This window comes from Blastomonas sp. CCH1-A6, from assembly GCF_001556365.1.
Classification (GTDB): Bacteria; Pseudomonadota; Alphaproteobacteria; order Sphingomonadales; family Sphingomonadaceae; genus Blastomonas; species Blastomonas ursincola.
The window spans coordinates 1-16056 of the sequence record NZ_LSIS01000465.1 but is presented as its reverse complement, the minus strand read 5'-3'; the positions used below and the strand labels follow the sequence as shown (position 1 = coordinate 16056).

16 protein-coding genes and 2 pseudogenes are annotated in these 16056 nt (G+C 65.1%); 12 read left to right on the top strand and 6 right to left on the bottom strand.

The window, feature by feature from the left end; all coding sequences use genetic code 11:
- Together AX735_RS20765 and AX735_RS20760 are read left to right on the top strand one after the other, a co-directional pair.
- Positions 1-866: pseudogene (locus AX735_RS20765) on the top strand (aldehyde dehydrogenase family protein); the annotation flags it as partial.
- Positions 867-976: 110 nt separating this feature from the next.
- A complete protein-coding gene (locus tag AX735_RS20760) occupies positions 977-2497 on the top strand; it encodes a flavin-containing monooxygenase (protein ID WP_066284364.1) in 1521 nt (506 codons plus the stop codon).
- 3 nt (positions 2498-2500) lie between these two features.
- On the opposite strand, the gene AX735_RS20755 is transcribed toward AX735_RS20760, so the two are convergent.
- Positions 2501-3313: a PdaC/SigV domain-containing protein gene (locus tag AX735_RS20755; RefSeq protein ID WP_066284362.1), complete on the bottom strand. Its 813-nt coding sequence runs from the start codon at positions 3311-3313 to the stop codon at positions 2501-2503.
- A 45-nt stretch (positions 3314-3358) separates the two neighbouring features.
- On the opposite strand from AX735_RS20755, the gene AX735_RS20750 reads away from it, so the two are divergent.
- From AX735_RS20750 to argC, 3 genes are all read left to right on the top strand, one after another.
- The gene (locus AX735_RS20750) at positions 3359-4768 is read left to right on the top strand and encodes a leucyl aminopeptidase family protein (protein ID WP_066284360.1); all 1410 of its coding nucleotides are present in this window, start codon (positions 3359-3361) and stop codon (positions 4766-4768) included.
- Between the two features lie 110 nt (positions 4769-4878).
- Positions 4879-5844: an NlpC/P60 family protein gene (locus tag AX735_RS20745; RefSeq protein WP_066284358.1), complete on the top strand. Its 966-nt coding sequence runs from the start codon at positions 4879-4881 to the stop codon at positions 5842-5844.
- On the top strand, positions 5844-6779 hold the full coding sequence (gene argC / locus AX735_RS20740; protein ID WP_066284356.1) for an N-acetyl-gamma-glutamyl-phosphate reductase: 936 nt from the start codon (positions 5844-5846) through the stop codon (positions 6777-6779). The genes AX735_RS20745 and argC overlap by 1 nt, the downstream gene beginning before the upstream one ends.
- Here the strand turns inward: argC and AX735_RS20735 are convergent.
- A complete protein-coding gene (locus tag AX735_RS20735; protein ID WP_066284354.1) occupies positions 6776-7732 on the bottom strand; it encodes a sensor domain-containing diguanylate cyclase in 957 nt (318 codons plus the stop codon). The two genes, argC and AX735_RS20735, sit on opposite strands and share 4 nt — an antisense overlap.
- 89 nt (positions 7733-7821) lie before the next feature.
- A complete protein-coding gene (locus AX735_RS20730) occupies positions 7822-9030 on the bottom strand; it encodes an acyl-CoA dehydrogenase (RefSeq protein ID WP_066284351.1) in 1209 nt (402 codons plus the stop codon).
- A 168-nt stretch (positions 9031-9198) separates the two neighbouring features.
- On the opposite strand from AX735_RS20730, the gene AX735_RS20725 reads away from it, so the two are divergent.
- Positions 9199-9402, top strand: coding sequence for a hypothetical protein (locus tag AX735_RS20725; RefSeq protein ID WP_060979963.1), 204 nt, complete (start codon positions 9199-9201; stop codon positions 9400-9402).
- Here AX735_RS20725 and AX735_RS20720 read toward each other — a convergent pair.
- Entirely contained in the window at positions 9392-10924 is a 1533-nt protein-coding gene (locus AX735_RS20720; protein WP_066284349.1) for a cryptochrome/photolyase family protein, read from the bottom strand. The two genes, AX735_RS20725 and AX735_RS20720, sit on opposite strands and share 11 nt — an antisense overlap.
- A 137-nt stretch (positions 10925-11061) precedes the next feature.
- Between AX735_RS20720 and AX735_RS20715 the strand changes: the two genes are divergently transcribed.
- Entirely contained in the window at positions 11062-11490 is a 429-nt protein-coding gene (locus tag AX735_RS20715; RefSeq protein WP_066284346.1) for a DUF983 domain-containing protein, read from the top strand.
- A 4-nt stretch (positions 11491-11494) separates the two neighbouring features.
- Here AX735_RS20715 and AX735_RS20710 read toward each other — a convergent pair whose 3' ends face one another.
- Positions 11495-11917, bottom strand: a complete 423-nt coding sequence (locus AX735_RS20710; RefSeq protein ID WP_231750201.1) for a DUF2147 domain-containing protein — start codon at positions 11915-11917, stop codon at positions 11495-11497.
- 191 nt (positions 11918-12108) lie between these two features.
- Here AX735_RS20710 and AX735_RS20705 point away from each other — a divergent pair, with 191 nt between their 5' ends.
- The 5 genes from AX735_RS20705 to AX735_RS20685 all read left to right on the top strand — a co-directional run bounded on the left by AX735_RS20705 (position 12109) and on the right by AX735_RS20685 (position 15783).
- Entirely contained in the window at positions 12109-13413 is a 1305-nt protein-coding gene (locus AX735_RS20705; RefSeq protein WP_066284342.1) for a methyltransferase family protein, read from the top strand.
- Positions 13414-13492: 79 nt separating this feature from the next.
- A complete protein-coding gene (locus tag AX735_RS20700; RefSeq protein WP_066284366.1) occupies positions 13493-13897 on the top strand; it encodes a c-type cytochrome in 405 nt (134 codons plus the stop codon).
- Between the two features lie 96 nt (positions 13898-13993).
- The gene (gene apaG, locus AX735_RS20695) at positions 13994-14392 is read left to right on the top strand and encodes a Co2+/Mg2+ efflux protein ApaG (RefSeq protein WP_060979975.1); all 399 of its coding nucleotides are present in this window, start codon (positions 13994-13996) and stop codon (positions 14390-14392) included.
- A gap of 12 nt (positions 14393-14404) precedes the next feature.
- Positions 14405-15217: a LysR family transcriptional regulator gene (locus AX735_RS20690; RefSeq protein ID WP_066284340.1), complete on the top strand. Its 813-nt coding sequence runs from the start codon at positions 14405-14407 to the stop codon at positions 15215-15217.
- On the top strand, positions 15214-15783 hold the full coding sequence (locus tag AX735_RS20685) for a GNAT family N-acetyltransferase (RefSeq protein WP_066284336.1): 570 nt from the start codon (positions 15214-15216) through the stop codon (positions 15781-15783). The genes AX735_RS20690 and AX735_RS20685 overlap by 4 nt, the downstream gene beginning before the upstream one ends.
- On the opposite strand, the pseudogene AX735_RS26115 reads toward AX735_RS20685, so the two are convergent.
- Positions 15725-16056, bottom strand: a pseudogene (locus AX735_RS26115) (serine hydrolase); the annotation flags it as partial. The gene AX735_RS20685 and the pseudogene AX735_RS26115 sit on opposite strands and share 59 nt — an antisense overlap.

The following is a 16056-nucleotide window of genomic DNA, read 5'->3' as shown; positions in this document are numbered from 1 at the left end:
TTACCGGATCGCGCAGCGGCGGCGAGGCGCTGATGAAGATCGCCGCCGCGCGTCCGCAGCCGATCCCGGTCTATGCCGAAATGTCGGCGATCAACCCGGTCATTCTGCTGCCGCACGCGCTGGCAAGCAGGGGCAAGGCGCTCGCGGCGGGCTATGTCGGATCGCTCACTTTGGGATCGGGCCAGTTCTGCACCAATCCTGGGCTGGCGCTCGCGCTGGAAGGCGCGGCGCTCGACGCGTTCCTCACCGAGGCGGGCGCATTGGTCGAGGCGCAGGTGCCGCAGACCATGCTCACCGCCGGAATCCACTCGGCCTATGAAAAGGGCAGCGCCGCGCTCGCCGCCACGCCCGAGGTGCAGACGATCGCGCGCGGCGTTCACCCGACCGGCCCGCACGAAGGCCGCACCGCATTGTTCAGCGTCGCGGCGAAGGACTGGCTCGCCAAGGCGGAATTGCAGCACGAGGTGTTCGGCACTTCGTCGATCGTCGTGCGCTGCGCCGACCGGGAGGAACTGCTCGCGGTGCTGCACGGTCTGGAAGGGCAGCTCACCGCGACGCTGCACATGGACGAGGCCGATACCGACGATGCCCGCTCGCTGCTGCCGGTGCTCGAACGCAAGGTCGGGCGCATCCTCGCCAATGGCTGGCCGACCGGAGTCGAGGTCGGGCATGCGATCAACCATGGTGGGCCTTACCCTGCGACCTCGGACGGGCGCACGACCTCGGTGGGCACGCTGGCGATCGACCGATTCCTGCGCCCGGTCGCCTATCAGGACCTTCCGCAAGCGCTGCTGCCCGAGGCGCTGCGCGAACGCGGGCAGGGTGGCGTAATCGCGCGGATCGACGGGGCCTGGCGTCTCGTCTGAGCGCAAAATATGGCCGGGGCGGTCCGATATGGGTTGCAATTCACAACGATGTAAGCAACCTTTCGATCGATAGAGCCGCAACAGCGGCCTCATGACTGGAGAGTCCCGCCATGAAGCATGAAAAGCCGTCTGACCTCAAAGCCGCGTCGCATGTCGATGTGCTGATCATCGGCGCCGGGATTTCCGGCATCGGCATGGCGGTGCACCTCAAGGAAAAATGTCCCGGCAGGACCTTCGCGATTCTCGAGCGGCGCAGCGATATCGGCGGCACCTGGAACCTGTTTCAATATCCCGGCATCCGCTCGGACAGCGACATGCACACGCTGGGTTTCGAGTTCGAGCCGTGGCGCGAGCAGAAAGCGATTGCCGATGGTCCGTCGATCCTGAGTTATCTGAAGCGCATCAAGGACGAGCGCGGGCTGAACGATTACATCCGGCTCGGCCACAAGGTGCTTTCGGCGAGCTGGTCGAGCAGCGAGGCCCGCTGGACGATCGCCGCCGAGGTCGAGGGGGAAGGCGTGCAGCACCTGACCTGCAGCTATCTGTTCATGGGCACCGGCTATTACGATTACGACCAGGGCTATGACCCCGAATTCGCCGGGCGCGAGAGCTTTGGCGGGCAGATCATCCATCCGCAATTCTGGCCCAAGGGCTTCGACTATTCGGGCAAGCGCGTCGTCGTGATCGGATCGGGTGCGACGGCGGTGACGATCGTTCCGTCGATGACCGACCGGGCGAAGCATGTAACGATGCTCCAGCGCACGCCGACCTGGTACTGGAGCCGCCCGGCCAAGGACTGGCTGGCGAACAGCCTGCGCGCGATCATGCCCGACGAATGGGCGTACCGGATCATCCGCTTCAAGAACGTGCGGATGCAGCAGATCTCGTTCAACCGCGCGCGCAAGGACCCCAAGAAGGTCGGCGACTATCTGCTCAAGCGCATCCGCAAGATCATGGGCAGCAAGATGCACGAGCCCGATTTCCAGCCGCCCTACGGCCCCTGGGAACAGCGCCTGTGCCTGGTGCCCGATGGCGACATGTTCAAGGCGATCCGCGACGGCAAGGCGGATATCGTCACCGACCATATCGACCATTTCACCCCCACCGGCATCCAGCTCAAGTCGGGCAAGCATCTCGATGCGGACGTGATCGTCACCGCGACCGGCCTCAAGCTCGCGATGGCGGGCAAGGTCGACTTCTCGGTCGATGGTCAGCCGCTCGATTTCACCCAGCATTTCTACTACAAGGGCTGCATGTTCAGCGACGTACCGAACATGGCGATCGTGTTCGGCTATCTGAACGCCTCGTGGACGCTCAAGGTCGATATCGTCGCCGATTTCGTCTGCCGCACGCTCAATCATATGCAGGCCACCAACAGCGACATCGCAGTGCCGGTGCTGGGCAGCGATGGGGCGGTGAACGAGGAGCAGATCTTCGATTTCTCGTCGGGCTATGTCCAGCGCGCGCTCGATATCCTGCCCAAGCAGGGCGACCGCATGCCCTGGCGGCTCAACCAGGATTATCTGTTCGACCGCAAGGTGCTGCGCGAAGAGGCGGTGGACGATGGCGTGCTCGCCTTCCGCAAGGCGGCGGTACAAGTGGAAGAACCCACCGCGATCGCGGCGGAATAGGGCTCATTCCGCCGCGCTGAACGCCGCCCGATATTCGGGCTTGATGCTGGCGATCGTCTGCCGGGTTACCGGGACGCTGATCTCGTACACGCCTTCGGCATAGGGACCTGCCACATAGGGCGCCGCAACGAACAGGATGCGGTCGAACCTGTCCTGTCCGACAGCGGACGGTATGATGACGAGGTCGCTGAAGGGCGGGCAGACGTTGAACATGTCCTCGGGATCGGCCGACATATACTCGCCGCGCCGCACCTGCCTCTCCGCCTTCAGTCCGTCGCAATAGAGCGTGCGCATCGGATCGAGCGCCGCGTTCATGTCGGTGAACAGCGCTTCGGGCTTGAGCCTCTTGCCTGCTGCCTTGTCCCATAGCAGCACCTCATAACCGGTATTGCCATGCGCCCCGCCCGAATAGCTGCTGATTTCGCCCAGCATCGCGAGCAGCGGCGGCGTGTTGCCGGTGGTGGACCAGCTCGTCCCCTGCATGTGCGGGTTATAGGGATAGTCGTTGGCCTTGGCGTCCTTCTCCGCCTCCTCCGCTTCGCTTTCCAGCTCGGCCAGGCCCTGCACACGGTCTTCCTCGAGCAGCTTGGCCAGCGCAGGAATCGCCGCGGCTTCAGCGGGATAAGCATAGCTGTACGTGAACTTTTCGGTCTCACGCTCGAACGCAACCGGCTTGGCCGCCGCTTGACTGTCCTTTGATGTGGCGGGCTTGGCCTTTTCGGTCACCGGCGCATCCTGGCCACAGGCGGCCATCGCGGGCAGCATCAATGCGGCCAGCGCGGCGAGCGCCAGAGAGCCAGGTTTTCGAACGATCATGATTCTCTCTCGCAGTTGCGCGTAAAATTGCTGTAAGACCTGACAATGATTGATTTGTCCTCCCTCGTCCAGCCGGACCTTGGCCAGAGCGCGCGCAGCATCCATCTTGTCGACAAGGCGGGGCTGGCCGACTGGCTGAGCGCCGCGCCGCCGCGCATCCGCAACCACCTGTCCGCCATGCGCTTTGCGGCGCGTCCGCACGAGCTGGTCGTGGTTCCGGGCGACTCCGCCGATGACTGGGCGGTGGTGCTGGGCGTGGCCGATGCCGCAAATCTGCGGCCATGGTGTCTCGCCAAGGTCGCAGAAGTGCTCGCCGCGGGGCATTATCGTCTCACAGGGAATGTGCGGCCCGGCGATGCGCTGATCGGCTGGGCGCTCGCGCAGCACCGGTTCACGGCCTACAAGAAGCCGGAAGACAGCCCGCAGGGGCCGCGCGTGCTGCTGACCAACGATCCGGCGCGCCGAGATGCGGCGCTGGCGGAGGCCGAGGCGACCGCCTGGGTGCGCGATCTGGTGAACACCCCTGCCGAGGACATGGGCCCCGCTGCGCTCGAAGAGGCCGCCGCCACGCTGGCCCGCACCTTTGGCGCGCTGCTCGACGTGACTCGCGGCGATGCGCTGGAAACCCATTATCCGATGATCCATGCGGTCGGGCGTGCGGCGGCGCGCAGCCATGCCCCGCGGCTCATCGAGCTGCACTGGGGCCGCGACGATCACCCCAGGGTGGCGATCGTCGGCAAGGGCGTATGCTTCGACAGCGGCGGGCTCGACATCAAGCCGGCCTCGGGCATGCTGCTGATGAAGAAGGACATGGGCGGCGCGGCGCACGCGCTGGCGCTGGCGCAGCTGATCATGCGGATGAAGCTGCCGGTGCGGCTGCACATGCTGGTCGGCGCAGTCGAGAACGCGATTGCGGGCAATGCCTTCCGTCCCGGCGACGTGCTGAAGAGCCGCAAGGGCATCACCGTCGAGATCGGCAATACCGATGCCGAAGGCCGGCTGGTGCTGGGCGATTGCCTCGCCAAGGCGAGCGAGGCGACGCCCGACCTGATCCTCGATTTCGCGACATTGACTGGCGCTGCCCGCGTCGCGGTGGGGCCGGACCTGCCTGCGCTGTTCTCGAACAGCGATCCGCTCGCCGAAGGACTGCTGTCCAGCGGCACGGCGGTGGGAGACCCGTGCTGGAGGCTGCCGCTCTGGCCGGGATACGAGGACATGTATGCCAGCGACATTGCCGATATCGGCAACACGGGCGGGTCCTTTGCCGGGTCGATTACGGCGGCCCTGTTCCTCCAGCGCTTTGTCGGCGAGGGTCTCGCCTGGGCGCATTTCGACACCTATGCCTGGCGCCCGACCCCGCGCCCCGGCCAACCCAAGGGCGGCGAGGCGATGGGGCTGCGCGCCAGCTGGCACTATCTGCGCAGCCGCTATGACGCGAAACCTGCCCCGCAATGACGGGGCTTGGACAAATGCCGGCAACTGGGCTATCAGCCCCGGCTGCGCGGTGCCCGGCACCGGCAGGGGCAGATCATCATGACGCGGTATGGCTTGAGGGACTGGGGTAATTGACACATTCGACACGTTCTGCGGCGGAAGTATCGCCGGTGGATGCCGGATCGGCGCTGCAGGACAGCTCTGACGCCCCCGCAGCGGGGCAGCAGTGCTTCGTGCTGAGCGGTCCGGTCGCCGATTACGACCCGCGCGTCACGGCCATCCGCGGCGATCTGGCCGATATCGCGCTCGCCGGAAAGTTCTTCGCGCCGCATTATGTCGCGCCGCAGCTCCATCGCGTGAGCCATGCCGCAGCGATGCTGCGCAAGGCGGGCAGCGCCGATGCCGAGGCGGTCAGCCAGTTGCAGCCGGGCGAAGGCTTCGCCCTGCTCGACAGCGCGGGCGACTGGGGGTGGGGCTATGCCGTTCACGACGGCTATTGCGGCTATGTCCGGCTCGACGCGTTGACCCGCGATGCCGCCGAGCCGACCCATGTCGTGCATGTCCGCAGCGCGCTCGTGTTTGCCGAACCGTCGATCAAGACGCCGCTGGTGGCGAGCCTGCCGATGGGCGCGCGGGTCGCAGTGCACGGCGCCAGCGAGTGCGGGAAGTTCCTGCAGGTCGAAGCCGGCTGGATGTCGGCGCGCCATGCGATCGGCCTCGATGCGCTGACCTGCGATCCGGTCGATCGCGCGCAGCAGCTGATCGGCGCGCCCTATCTCTGGGGCGGGCGCGGCGGTGATGCGCTCGACTGTTCGGGGCTGGTGCAGCTGGTGCTGATGCTCGCAGGCCATGCCGCCCCGCGCGACAGCGACCAGCAGATGGCGGCGCTCGGCCGCGCGCTGGGCGATGACGAGCCGCTGACGCGCGGCGATCTGGTCTTCTTTCCCGGCCATGTCGGGATGATGGCGGATGCAGAGACGCTGGTGCACGCCAATGCCTTCTGGATGCAGGTGGTGGCAGAGCCGCTGGCCGATGTGATCGCCCGCTTCCCCGAAACCACGCCGCAGCCGGTTCTGGCGCGCAAGAGGATCGGCTGATGCTCAAGCTTTTCATCGATGGCGCGGCCGGAACCACCGGCCTGGAGATTGCCGAGCGCATGGCGGGGCGCGACGAATTCCGCCTGATCACGCTCTCCGACGCCGATCGCAAGAGCGTGTCCGCGCGCGCCGCTGCCATCCAGGACGCCGATTTCGTCATCCTGTGCCTGCCCGATGCCGCTGCACGCGAGGCGGTGGCGCTGGGCGAGGGGGCGGACACGCGCTTCATCGATGCCTCGAGCGCGCACCGCGTCGCCGATGGCTGGACCTATGGCTTTGCCGAGCTACGCAAGGGCCAGCGGGAGGCGATTGCCAGCGCCCGGCTGGTGAGCAATCCTGGCTGCTACCCGACCGGTTTCCTGGCGCTGGTCGCGCCGCTGGTCGCCGAGGACCTGCTGCCCGCCGATCATGGCTTCATCGTCAACGCGGTGAGCGGCTATTCGGGCGGCGGCAAGGATCTGATCCAGCGGATGCAGGTCGATGCTCCGGAAATCGGCTTTCGCGCCTATGCGCTGGGGCTGGAGCACAAGCATCTGCCCGAGATGCAGGTGCATGCCGGGCTCAGCCGCGCGCCGATCTTTGCGCCCGCGGTCGTCCGCGCCTTCCGCGGCATGCTGGTCGATGTGCCGCTGTTCCTCGATCCGGAGCTGGGTTTTGCCGATGCGCGGACCTTGCACGCCGCGCTCGTGGACCATTATGCAGGCGAGCCGCTGGTCAGCGTCGCACCGATCGATGCGGTGCCGGGCGAGCTTCTCGTGAGCGAGAATGATCCTGCCACCGACCGGCTCTCGCTTTACGTGCTACCCAGTGCCGATGGATCGCAGGTGCGGCTGGTCGCGATGCTCGACAATCTGGGCAAGGGCGCGAGCGGGGCTGCGGTGCAGAATCTCAACATCATGGCCGAGCTCGACGAACTGGCAGGGCTGCGCAGTTAAGCGTTCGGTCGCCCGCGCTTTGCAGTATACAGCGCCCGGTCGGCGCGCAGGAACATCGCTTCGGCATCATAGGCCATCGCGTTTTCGGCGATCGCGATGCCGTAGCTTGCGCTCACTTCGAGCAGATGTCCGTTCCAGACGATCGGCGTCCTGAGCAGATTGATCGCTTCCTTCGCGCGCCGGGCGATCCGTGGCAGGTGGCGGTTGCTGGGAAGCAGTACGGCAAATTCGTCGCCACCCACTCGCGCCACCATCAGGGAATCGAAAAAGGCCTGGGAAAGGCGCTTGCCGAACTGCACCAGACAGGCGTCGCCCGCCAGATGGCCGTAGCGATCGTTGATCGCCTTGAAGCCATCGACATCGAACAGGATCAGCGCGCCCAGCGGCCGGAAGACGGGGGCCGCGACGCTCGCATCCAAGAAGCGGGTCTGGAACACCGCACGATTGGCAAGGCCGGTAAGGCAATCGGTCTCGGCCGAGGCGCGCAGGCGCTCCTGCTCGGCGCGCTGGCGGGTGATATCCTGCTTGGTGCCGGTCAGTCTGACGGGGCGTCCGGCAACGCATTCCACCTGGGCCGTGATCTGGATCCAGCGCTCCTCGCCGCCAGACTGCGTGATGCGAGCGTCGAGCGCGAAGCTGCCCGACCGTTCGATCGCGCGCGAGCGCACCCTCTCCAGCGCATCGCGTGACTCCGGATCGTAGAGCTTTATGATCTCGCTGCGATGGACATCGCCTTTAAGGGGGACGCCGAATATGTCGTAAAGACTGCGCGTCCAGATCAGGCTTTCCGTCCTGAGATCGCATTCGAACACGCCGATGCCCGCACGATCAAGGCTGCGCAACAGGCGCAAGGTGTCGGGCCGATCCATGCGGCTGCTTGCCGCGTCGGCAAGGTCAGGATCGCCCCAGCCCTCATGGCCGGTGGACCCGAAGTCATGAATATACCCGCCCATCAACGCTGATTGCACCGCTCCCTGGCCAAGGCCGAAAGCTAAATGGTTCGGGTTAATGCTCCGTTACCAACGGGATGAATCATGGTCGTTCAGAAAAACGCCTGAATTCCGGTCTGTGCGCGGCCCAGGATAAGCGCGTGAACATCATGCGCGCCCTCGTAGGTATTAACCGTTTCCAGGTTCACCATGTGCCGCATCACCTGATATTCTTCGCTGATGCCGTTGCCGCCGTGCATGTCGCGCGCCATGCGGGCGATGTCGAGCGCCTTGCCGCAATTGTTGCGCTTGACGATCGAGATCATCTCGGGCGCGAACCGGCCCTCGTCCATCAGCCGTCCGACGCGCAAGCTCGCCTGCAGGCCGAGTGCAATCTCGGTCTGCATGTCGGCCAGCTTCTTCTGGAACAGCTGCGTCGCGGCGAGCGGCTTGCCGAACTGTACGCGGTCGAGACCATATTGCCGCGCGGCGTGCCAGCAGAATTCCGCCGCGCCCATCGCGCCCCAGCTGATGCCGTAGCGCGCGCGGTTGAGGCAGCCGAACGGACCCTTGAGCCCCTCGACATTCGGCAGCAGCGCGTCTTCGCCGACTTCGACCTCGTCCATCTGGATCATGCCGGTGGTGGACGCGCGCAAACTGAGCTTGCCCTTGATCTTGGGGGCGTTGAGGCCCTTCATGCCCTTTTCCAAAATGAATCCGCGGATCGCGCCGCCATGCGCGTCGGACTTGGCCCAGATCACGAACACATCGGCAAACGGGCTGTTCGAGATCCAGGTTTTCGCGCCCGAGATCAGATAGCCGCCATCGACCTTTTTCGCCCGCGTCTTCATGCCCGCCGGGTCCGATCCCGCATCGGGTTCGGTCAGGCCGAAACAGCCAATCAGCGTGCCGGCGGTGAGGCCGGGCAGATACTTGCGGCGCTGTTCGTCGCTGCCATAGGTGTTGATCGGGTGGATGACGAGCGAGCTCTGTACCGACATCATCGACCGGTAGCCGCTGTCGACCCGTTCGACCTCGCGTGCGATCAGGCCATAGGCGACATAGCTCGCCTCCGCGCCGCCGAATTCTTCCGATATGGTTGCGCCGAGCAGGCCAGCTTCGCCCATCATCGGGAACAGTTCGGGCGCGTCGATCTCTTCGCGAAACGCGTCGATGACACGCGGTTGCAGCACGTCCTGCGCAAAACCGCGCGCGCTTTGCTGGATCAGCCGCTCCTCTTCGGTCAGCTGCTCGTCGAGCAGAAAGGGGTCGTCCCAGGTGAACGGGATGGTTTCGGCCTTGCGGATGGTTTCGTGCTTCATGGTGCTAGGTCTAGCGCAGCTTGGCCCGCGCTCCAACCGGATTTTGCGCAGCAGAGTTGACGTAAACGTAAAGCGGGTGCGGCGAACCGGTGTCCGCTTTCGGCACAGCGATTGCGTTAACCATCAATTGCCATGGGCAATGGTTAAAAATGCATTAACTCCTCAGGTATGCAGCGGCTTCAATTCCTTCGCACCCCGGCTCAGCCCCACAGCTTCCGCTCGGCGCTGTCGCCCCGCGTCCTCGCAGCGACCCCGGTCGACGAACCAGAGGTGCTGGCCAAGCGCAAGCGCGCGCAACGCAACGAGGAAATCCGCCTTTTCTTCCTGAGCTTTACCGCATTCTTTGTTGCGATCAGCTCGTTCATCTGGTGAGCGAATCGAGAAAGCGCCCTGCATCGGCGCGGATCGCCTGCTTGTCCTTGTCCGCCCGCTTCGCCCAGTTGCGATAGGGCATCGCGAGTCGCTGGTTCTTGCCCAGCACGTCCTCGTTGCGGTCGAGAAAATCCCAGTAGAGCAGGTTGAACGGACAGGCTTTTGCCCCCGTCTTGGCTTTCACGTCATAGCGGCAATGCTGGCAGTAATCGGACATCGAATGGATGTAATTGCCGCTCGACGCATAGGGCTTGCTGGCGAGCAGCCCGCCATCGGCAAACTGGCTCATTCCCAGCGTGTTGGGCAGCTCGACCCATTCATAGGCGTCCGCGTACACTTCCAGATACCATAGATGCACCGCGTGCGGATCGATGCCGGCGATCAGCGCGAAATTGCCGGTGATCATCAGCCGCTGGATATGGTGCGCATAGCCATGGTCCATCGTCTGGCCGATCGCCTGTTTCAGACAGTGCATGTCGGTCTGACCGTCATAATAGAAGCCGGGCAGGGGGCGGCTGGCATTCAGGGCGTTGCGCTGTGCATAATCCGGCCCCTCGCGCCAGTAGATGCCGCGCACATATTCGCGCCAGCCAATGATCTGGCGGATGAAGCCCTCGGTCGCGTTGAGCGGGGCCTTGCCGTCGCGATACGCCTTTTCGACCGCGCGGCACAGATCGAGCGGATCGAGCAGCCCGCAATTGAGATAGGGCGAGAGGATCGAGTGCCACAGGAACGGCTGGTCGGTCAGCATCGCGTCCTGATAGTCGCCGAACTTCGCCAGAGCATGGCGGATGAAATGCGCCTGCTGCTTCGCCGCGTCCTCGGCTGTGGTGGCGAAGGCGAAATGGTCGAGACTGCCGGGATGGTTACCGAAACGCTTGGCCACGAGATCGAGCACCGCGCGGGTGATCTCGTCGGGCTTGAACTTGAGCGGCTGCGGGATCAGCAGCGGCTCGTTCGGTGGCGGCTTGCGGTTCTCGCTGTCGTAATTCCATTCGCCGCCCTCGGGCTTGCCTTCGTCATCGAGCAGCAGCCCGGTCTTGCGGCGCATTTCGCGGTAGAAGAACTCCATGCGCAGCTGCTTGCGCCCCTCGGCCCAGGCGTCGAATTCCTCGTGCGTGCAGACGAACCGGTCGTCCTCGCGCAGCTCGACGGGTACGTCGAACCGATCCGCCCATTCTTCCATCGCCGCTCGCACCCGCCATTCGCCGGGCAGCGTTGCGATGATGCGGTCAGGGGCGTGGCGCTCGATCGCGCGCGCCAGCTCTCCGGTAAACGAGCCTGCATTGTCGGGGTCGTCCAGCTTCACATAATCCACCGTCCAGCCCGCCGTGCGCAGCGCTTCGGCATGGTGGCGCATCGCCGAGAGAATGAAGGCGATCTTGGCCTTGTGGTGGCGGACATAGGTCGTCTCCTCTTCCACCTCCATCATCAGCAGCACCGCCCGTTTCTGCTCGACGCCGCGCAGCGCCGAGAGGGAAAGGCTGAGCTGATCGCCCAGGATCGGGATGAGGATGGTCATTGGAGGCCCCTGTTTTGCGAGCCTTTCATGATGGGGAGGCTCGGCCGTCAATCAATGGCCGCAAGCCGCTATCATTTGTGGGCTCAGGGGCGTAACGCTCGTCTTGTCGGCATCGAGGCCGGCCGAGGACGAACGCCATGCCCAATTCCGCACCCCGCGCGATCGAGAAGGCCATCGAGGAACCGAGCGCCCTCGTTGCCGCGCTGCGGGGGATGCGCAACCATTGCCCGCGCTGCGACCACAAGCCGCTGTTCGCCCGCTATCTGAAGCCCGTCGCGCGCTGCGCGTGCTGTGGGCAGGACTGGACGCTGCACCAGGCCGATGACTTTCCCGCCTATATCGCGATCTTCATCAGCGGGCATCTGCTCGCCCCGGTGCTGATTGCAGCCGGCAGCCGCGAGCTGCTGCCGATGGGGTGGCTGGCGCTGATCGCGGTGCTGGGCGCGCTGCTGCTGACGATTGTCATGCTGCAACCGGCCAAGGGCGCGGTCATCGCGCTGCAATACCACTGGCGGATGCACGGCTTCGACCCCGCATCGCGCGAGGTGGATCAACGCCCCGATTGATCCGTCAGACCTTCTTCCAGATCTGAGACTTGCACAGTAAGCCGCCCAATATGCAGCCGCTGATCTTGATCCGCCCGGCATCGAGCAGCTTGATCGTCGAATAATAGGTGCCGCCCAGATCGGGCACGAAGACATTGCCCTTCCAGTGTCCCGGCTTGGTCAGCCGATAATCGCGTAGCAGGCTGGTGCCGACGAGATTGGGCGTGCCGCCCGCAGCGGCGTCCTTCTTGGCGAGATCGCTGGCCCAGCTGACCTTGCCGCACAGATTCTCGCCGCACGGCTGGGTAACTACACGCACATCGCCGGTCGGGTTTTCCCAGGTGCCGTGGATGGTCTCGGCCCTGGCCACCTGCGCGCCCAGCCCTGTGGCGATGAAACCCATTGCTCCCCAAGCGAGACCGCGCGCCCGCAAACGCCCCAGATGCATGATACGACCCTTTGCAACCCTGTTTTCCCGGCGCGTCCCTTGATGGCAACAGCCCCGCGCCGGGATGACGATTAGGCCATGATCGTGGTTCCAAGTCGAGCGGCATTTGTCTCGGTTCGGCGAATTCCGGCTTGGAACCGCAGCATTTCCTTCATCGAATCCTTACCAATATCGGTTAAAAGGCGCGCGACATGACCCAAGCTGCGTCCGCCTTGTCCGACCCCTGTCCGCCCAGCGCGGTGAGCCATGGCGCGGGCCTGATCGGACTGGTCGGACTTCTGGGCTGGATTGCGCTGGCGCGCCATTTCGGCTGGGATGGGCCGAGCGCGGCGCTGGTCTGCTGCGTGGCTACCGGGGTGCCGATGGTGATCTGGTCGATCGTTGTCGACAAGGTCCATCTGCGCCCGAGCACCGGCATCGACTGGAGCCATCCGCGCGCCGTGAAGGATGTGCTCGACATCAGCACCATCAAGCTGACCGGACTGTGGCTAACCTGGTCGCTGATCGCGGCGATCTATGCGACCGCGCGCTGGTACTGGACGGGCAATTACCAGTTCTCGATGGCGGTGTTCATCTACGCCTCGCCCTTCCTGTTCTTCCTTTCCATCCCCTATGTCATCTGGATCGACCGCTATCTGAAGGAACCGCGCGACGGCGCGTGGCATTTCGGCGCGATGATCTCCGGCCAGCCCGGCTGGGACCGCGAACAGATTTGGCATCACTTGCGCGCCTGGGCGGTGAAGGGCTTTTTCCTCGCCTTCATGCTCTCGATCGTGCCGGGCGGCTATGCCGATATCGTCAACGCCAATGTCGCCGAGATCGCCACCAACCCAGTCTGGATCGCCAATTGGCTGATCATCGCGATGTTCCTGGTCGACGTGCAGTTCGCGACCGTCGGCTATGTGCTGACCTTCAAGCCGCTCGATTCGCACATCCGCACCGCCAATCCCTTTATGGCCGGCTGGGCCGCGGCGCTGATCTGCTATCCGCCGTTCATCATGATGGGCGATAACGGTCCGCTCAACTATCACGTCGCGACGGCCGACTGGGCTTATTGGTTCGAAGGGCACACGACCCTGCTCGCCATCTGGGGTGTCTGGCTGGTGTTTCTCACCGGTGTCTATGCCTGGGCAACGGTCGCGTTCGGCATCCGCTTTTCCAACCTCACCCATCGCGGCATCCTGACGCACGGGCCGTATCGCTGGACCAAGCACCCGGCCTATCTGTCGAAGAACGCCTTCTGGTGGTTTTCCACCCTGCCATTCCTGGTCACCAGCGGGTCGTGGCAGGATGGGCTGCGCAACACCGTGCTGCTCGCCGCGGTGTCGGGCGTCTATTACTGGCGCGCGCGGACCGAGGAGCGGCACCTGATGGCCGATCCCGATTATGCCGCCTATGCTGCGTGGATGGAACGCCACGGCCCGGTGCCCCGCGCGATCGGCTGGCTGACCGGCAGGCGCGCGAAGGTCGATCCCGTGGTGGCACCCGCCGAATAAGCCTGCAATCGCGTTCGTTGCGGCTGGTAATGCCGGCCATCGCCCCCATATCGCGCCTCCGTTGCAGCAGCAGGTGGAGATGGCATTGATCGACAATCGGATTTTGCGCATGGCGGCGCTGGGGACGGCGGCGCTCGTCCTGACGACGGTGGCCGCAGGCGCGCAGACGGCGCCACAGACCGGCGATGCGGCACGCGGGGCCAAGGTCTATCAGACCAACTGCACCGGATGCCATGCGCTCGATGCCAATGGCGTCGGCCCGGCGCATCGCGGCGTGTTCGGTCGCAAGGCTGGCAGCGCGCCCGGTTTCGACTATTCTCCCGCGCTCAAGAAAGCAGGCTTTGCCTGGGACGCGGCCAGGCTCGACAAGTGGCTCGCCAACCCGCAAGGCTTTGTCCCCGGGGCCAAGATGCCCTTCCGCCTGATGAATGCGCAGCAGCGCGCCGATGTGATTGCCTATCTCAGGAAGGAGAGCGGCAAGTAACCGTCAGCAGCCCCACGGGCGAAATATTCCCCAGTGCCCCTTTCGCGGCGGCGCTGAAAGAGGCATATTGGCGGCATGGACGGCATTTCGGACAGCATGGACAGGTTCTTCGGCCATTCGGCCACCACCCAGGGCATCACGGTGCGGGTGGCGGTGAGCTTTCTGCCGGATCGCTCGCGCGCGGACAACGCCCGCTGGTTCTGGTCCTATCACATCCGCATCGAGAACCATTCGGATCAGGCCGTGCAACTGCTCACGCGCCACTGGGTGATCACCGATGGTCGCGGCGGCGTGCATCAGGTCGATGGCGAGGGCGTGGTCGGCGAACAGCCGGTGATCCAGCCTGGCAAGGCGCATGACTATGTCTCGGGCTGTCCGCTCAACACGCCGACGGGGCGGATGGAAGGCGTGTACCGCATGCTGCGCGACGACGGGCAGATGATCGCGGTCGAGATCCCGCGTTTTCCGCTGGTCGCACCGGCGGTTGCCGATTAATCACCGTTTCCCATGAAGCGTACCCATCTTCCGCTCAACGGCCTGCGCGTGCTCGACGCCGCAGCCCGGCACCTGAGCTTTACCCGCGCCGCCGACGAGCTGGCGGTGACCCCGGCGGCGGTCGGCCAGCAGATCCGCGCGCTCGAGGAAATGCTGGGCGTCGTGCTCTTTCGCCGCACGCCCAAGGGTCTCGAGCTGACCGATGAGGCAGGCGCCGGGCTCGATGCGCTGCGCAGCGGTTTCCTGCAGTTCGAAGAGGCGGTGCGCGCGATGCAGCAGGGCCAGTCGAGCTTTCGCCTGACCATCGCGGTGCCGCGCGACTTTGCCGCCAAATGGCTGCACCATCGGCTGATCGGCTATGCCGCTGCCAATCCCGAAATCCGCTACACGCTGGTTTCGGGCGACAGCGATATCGATTTTACTGAGGCCAATCTCGATTGCGCGATCCGGCTGGCCGATGGGCCTGCCGAGCTGGAAGGCGCGCAGATCGGCCCGGCGCAGTTCGTCACCGTCGCCGCGCCTGGCTATGATGGCAACCGGCGGATCGATTGGCCCGGCTGCCAGCGCGGCACAGGCGAGGACGAGGCCGACGATTCCACCGTGATGCAGGTCGCCGATGCCGGGCTGGGGCTCGACGCGGCGATTGCAGGTTTCGGTATCGTGACTGTGCCCTGGCTGCTCGCCGAGCGAGACCTGACCGAAGGGCGGCTGGTGGCGCTCGGCGAGACCCGCGAATCGCGCCGCGCGTTCTGGGTGGTCGCACCGACGCCGCAATGGCGGCAGAAGAAGGTCAAGGCGCTGGTCGCTGCGCTGACCGCGGCATGAGCGGCCTTCCCGTCCTGCAGAGCGACCGGCTGACGCTGCGACAGGTGCGCGTCAGCGATGCCGAGGCGCTGTTCGATATCCTGTCCGACGATGAGTTGATGACCTGGTGGGCGTTCGGGCCGCACCGCTCGGTGGAAGAGACGCGCTCGATGCTGGAGCCGGTCGCGGGCGAGGATGCGAGCTGGCGCAGCTGGGCGATCACCCGCACCGGCGAGGATGTCGCGCTCGGCTGGGTCAACGCGCACCAGCGCCGCGCCAATGTCAGCGAGATCGGCTATATCCTCGCCCGCCCGGCCTGGGGGCAGGGGATCGCGCGCGAGGCGGTCGGGATGGTGCTCGACCAGCTGTTCCTGACCGAAGGCCAGCGCCGCGTGTTCGCCGATACCGATCCCGATAACCGTTTCTCCATCGGCCTGTTGCAGAAACTGGGCTTCCAGCTGGAGGGCCATCTGCGCGCCGAATGGGAGACGCATATCGGGGTGCGCGATACGCTGTTGTTCGGGCTGCTCAGGGACGAGTGGCTGGCGGTCCGGCAAGCTGATCGAGCAGCCGCGCCATCAGCGTGACGAAGCCCGGCTGGTCGATGTCCGCCGCCGGATTGTTGACCAGCGCGCTGACCGCATAACGTTCGCCGGTTTTCGAGCGGAGCAGGAAGCTCATCGCCATGATCCCCGGCTCCGACCCGCCCTTGTAGCCGAGATAGTCCCAGCGCTTCGCATTGACCGGGGCGATGCCCGGATTGATCTTCAGGATCGCCCGCGTGACGGGATCGCCCTCGCGTTCGAGCTTGGCAAGCAGCCGCGCGATATCGGCGGGGCTGGCAAACCATTCGACGGTGT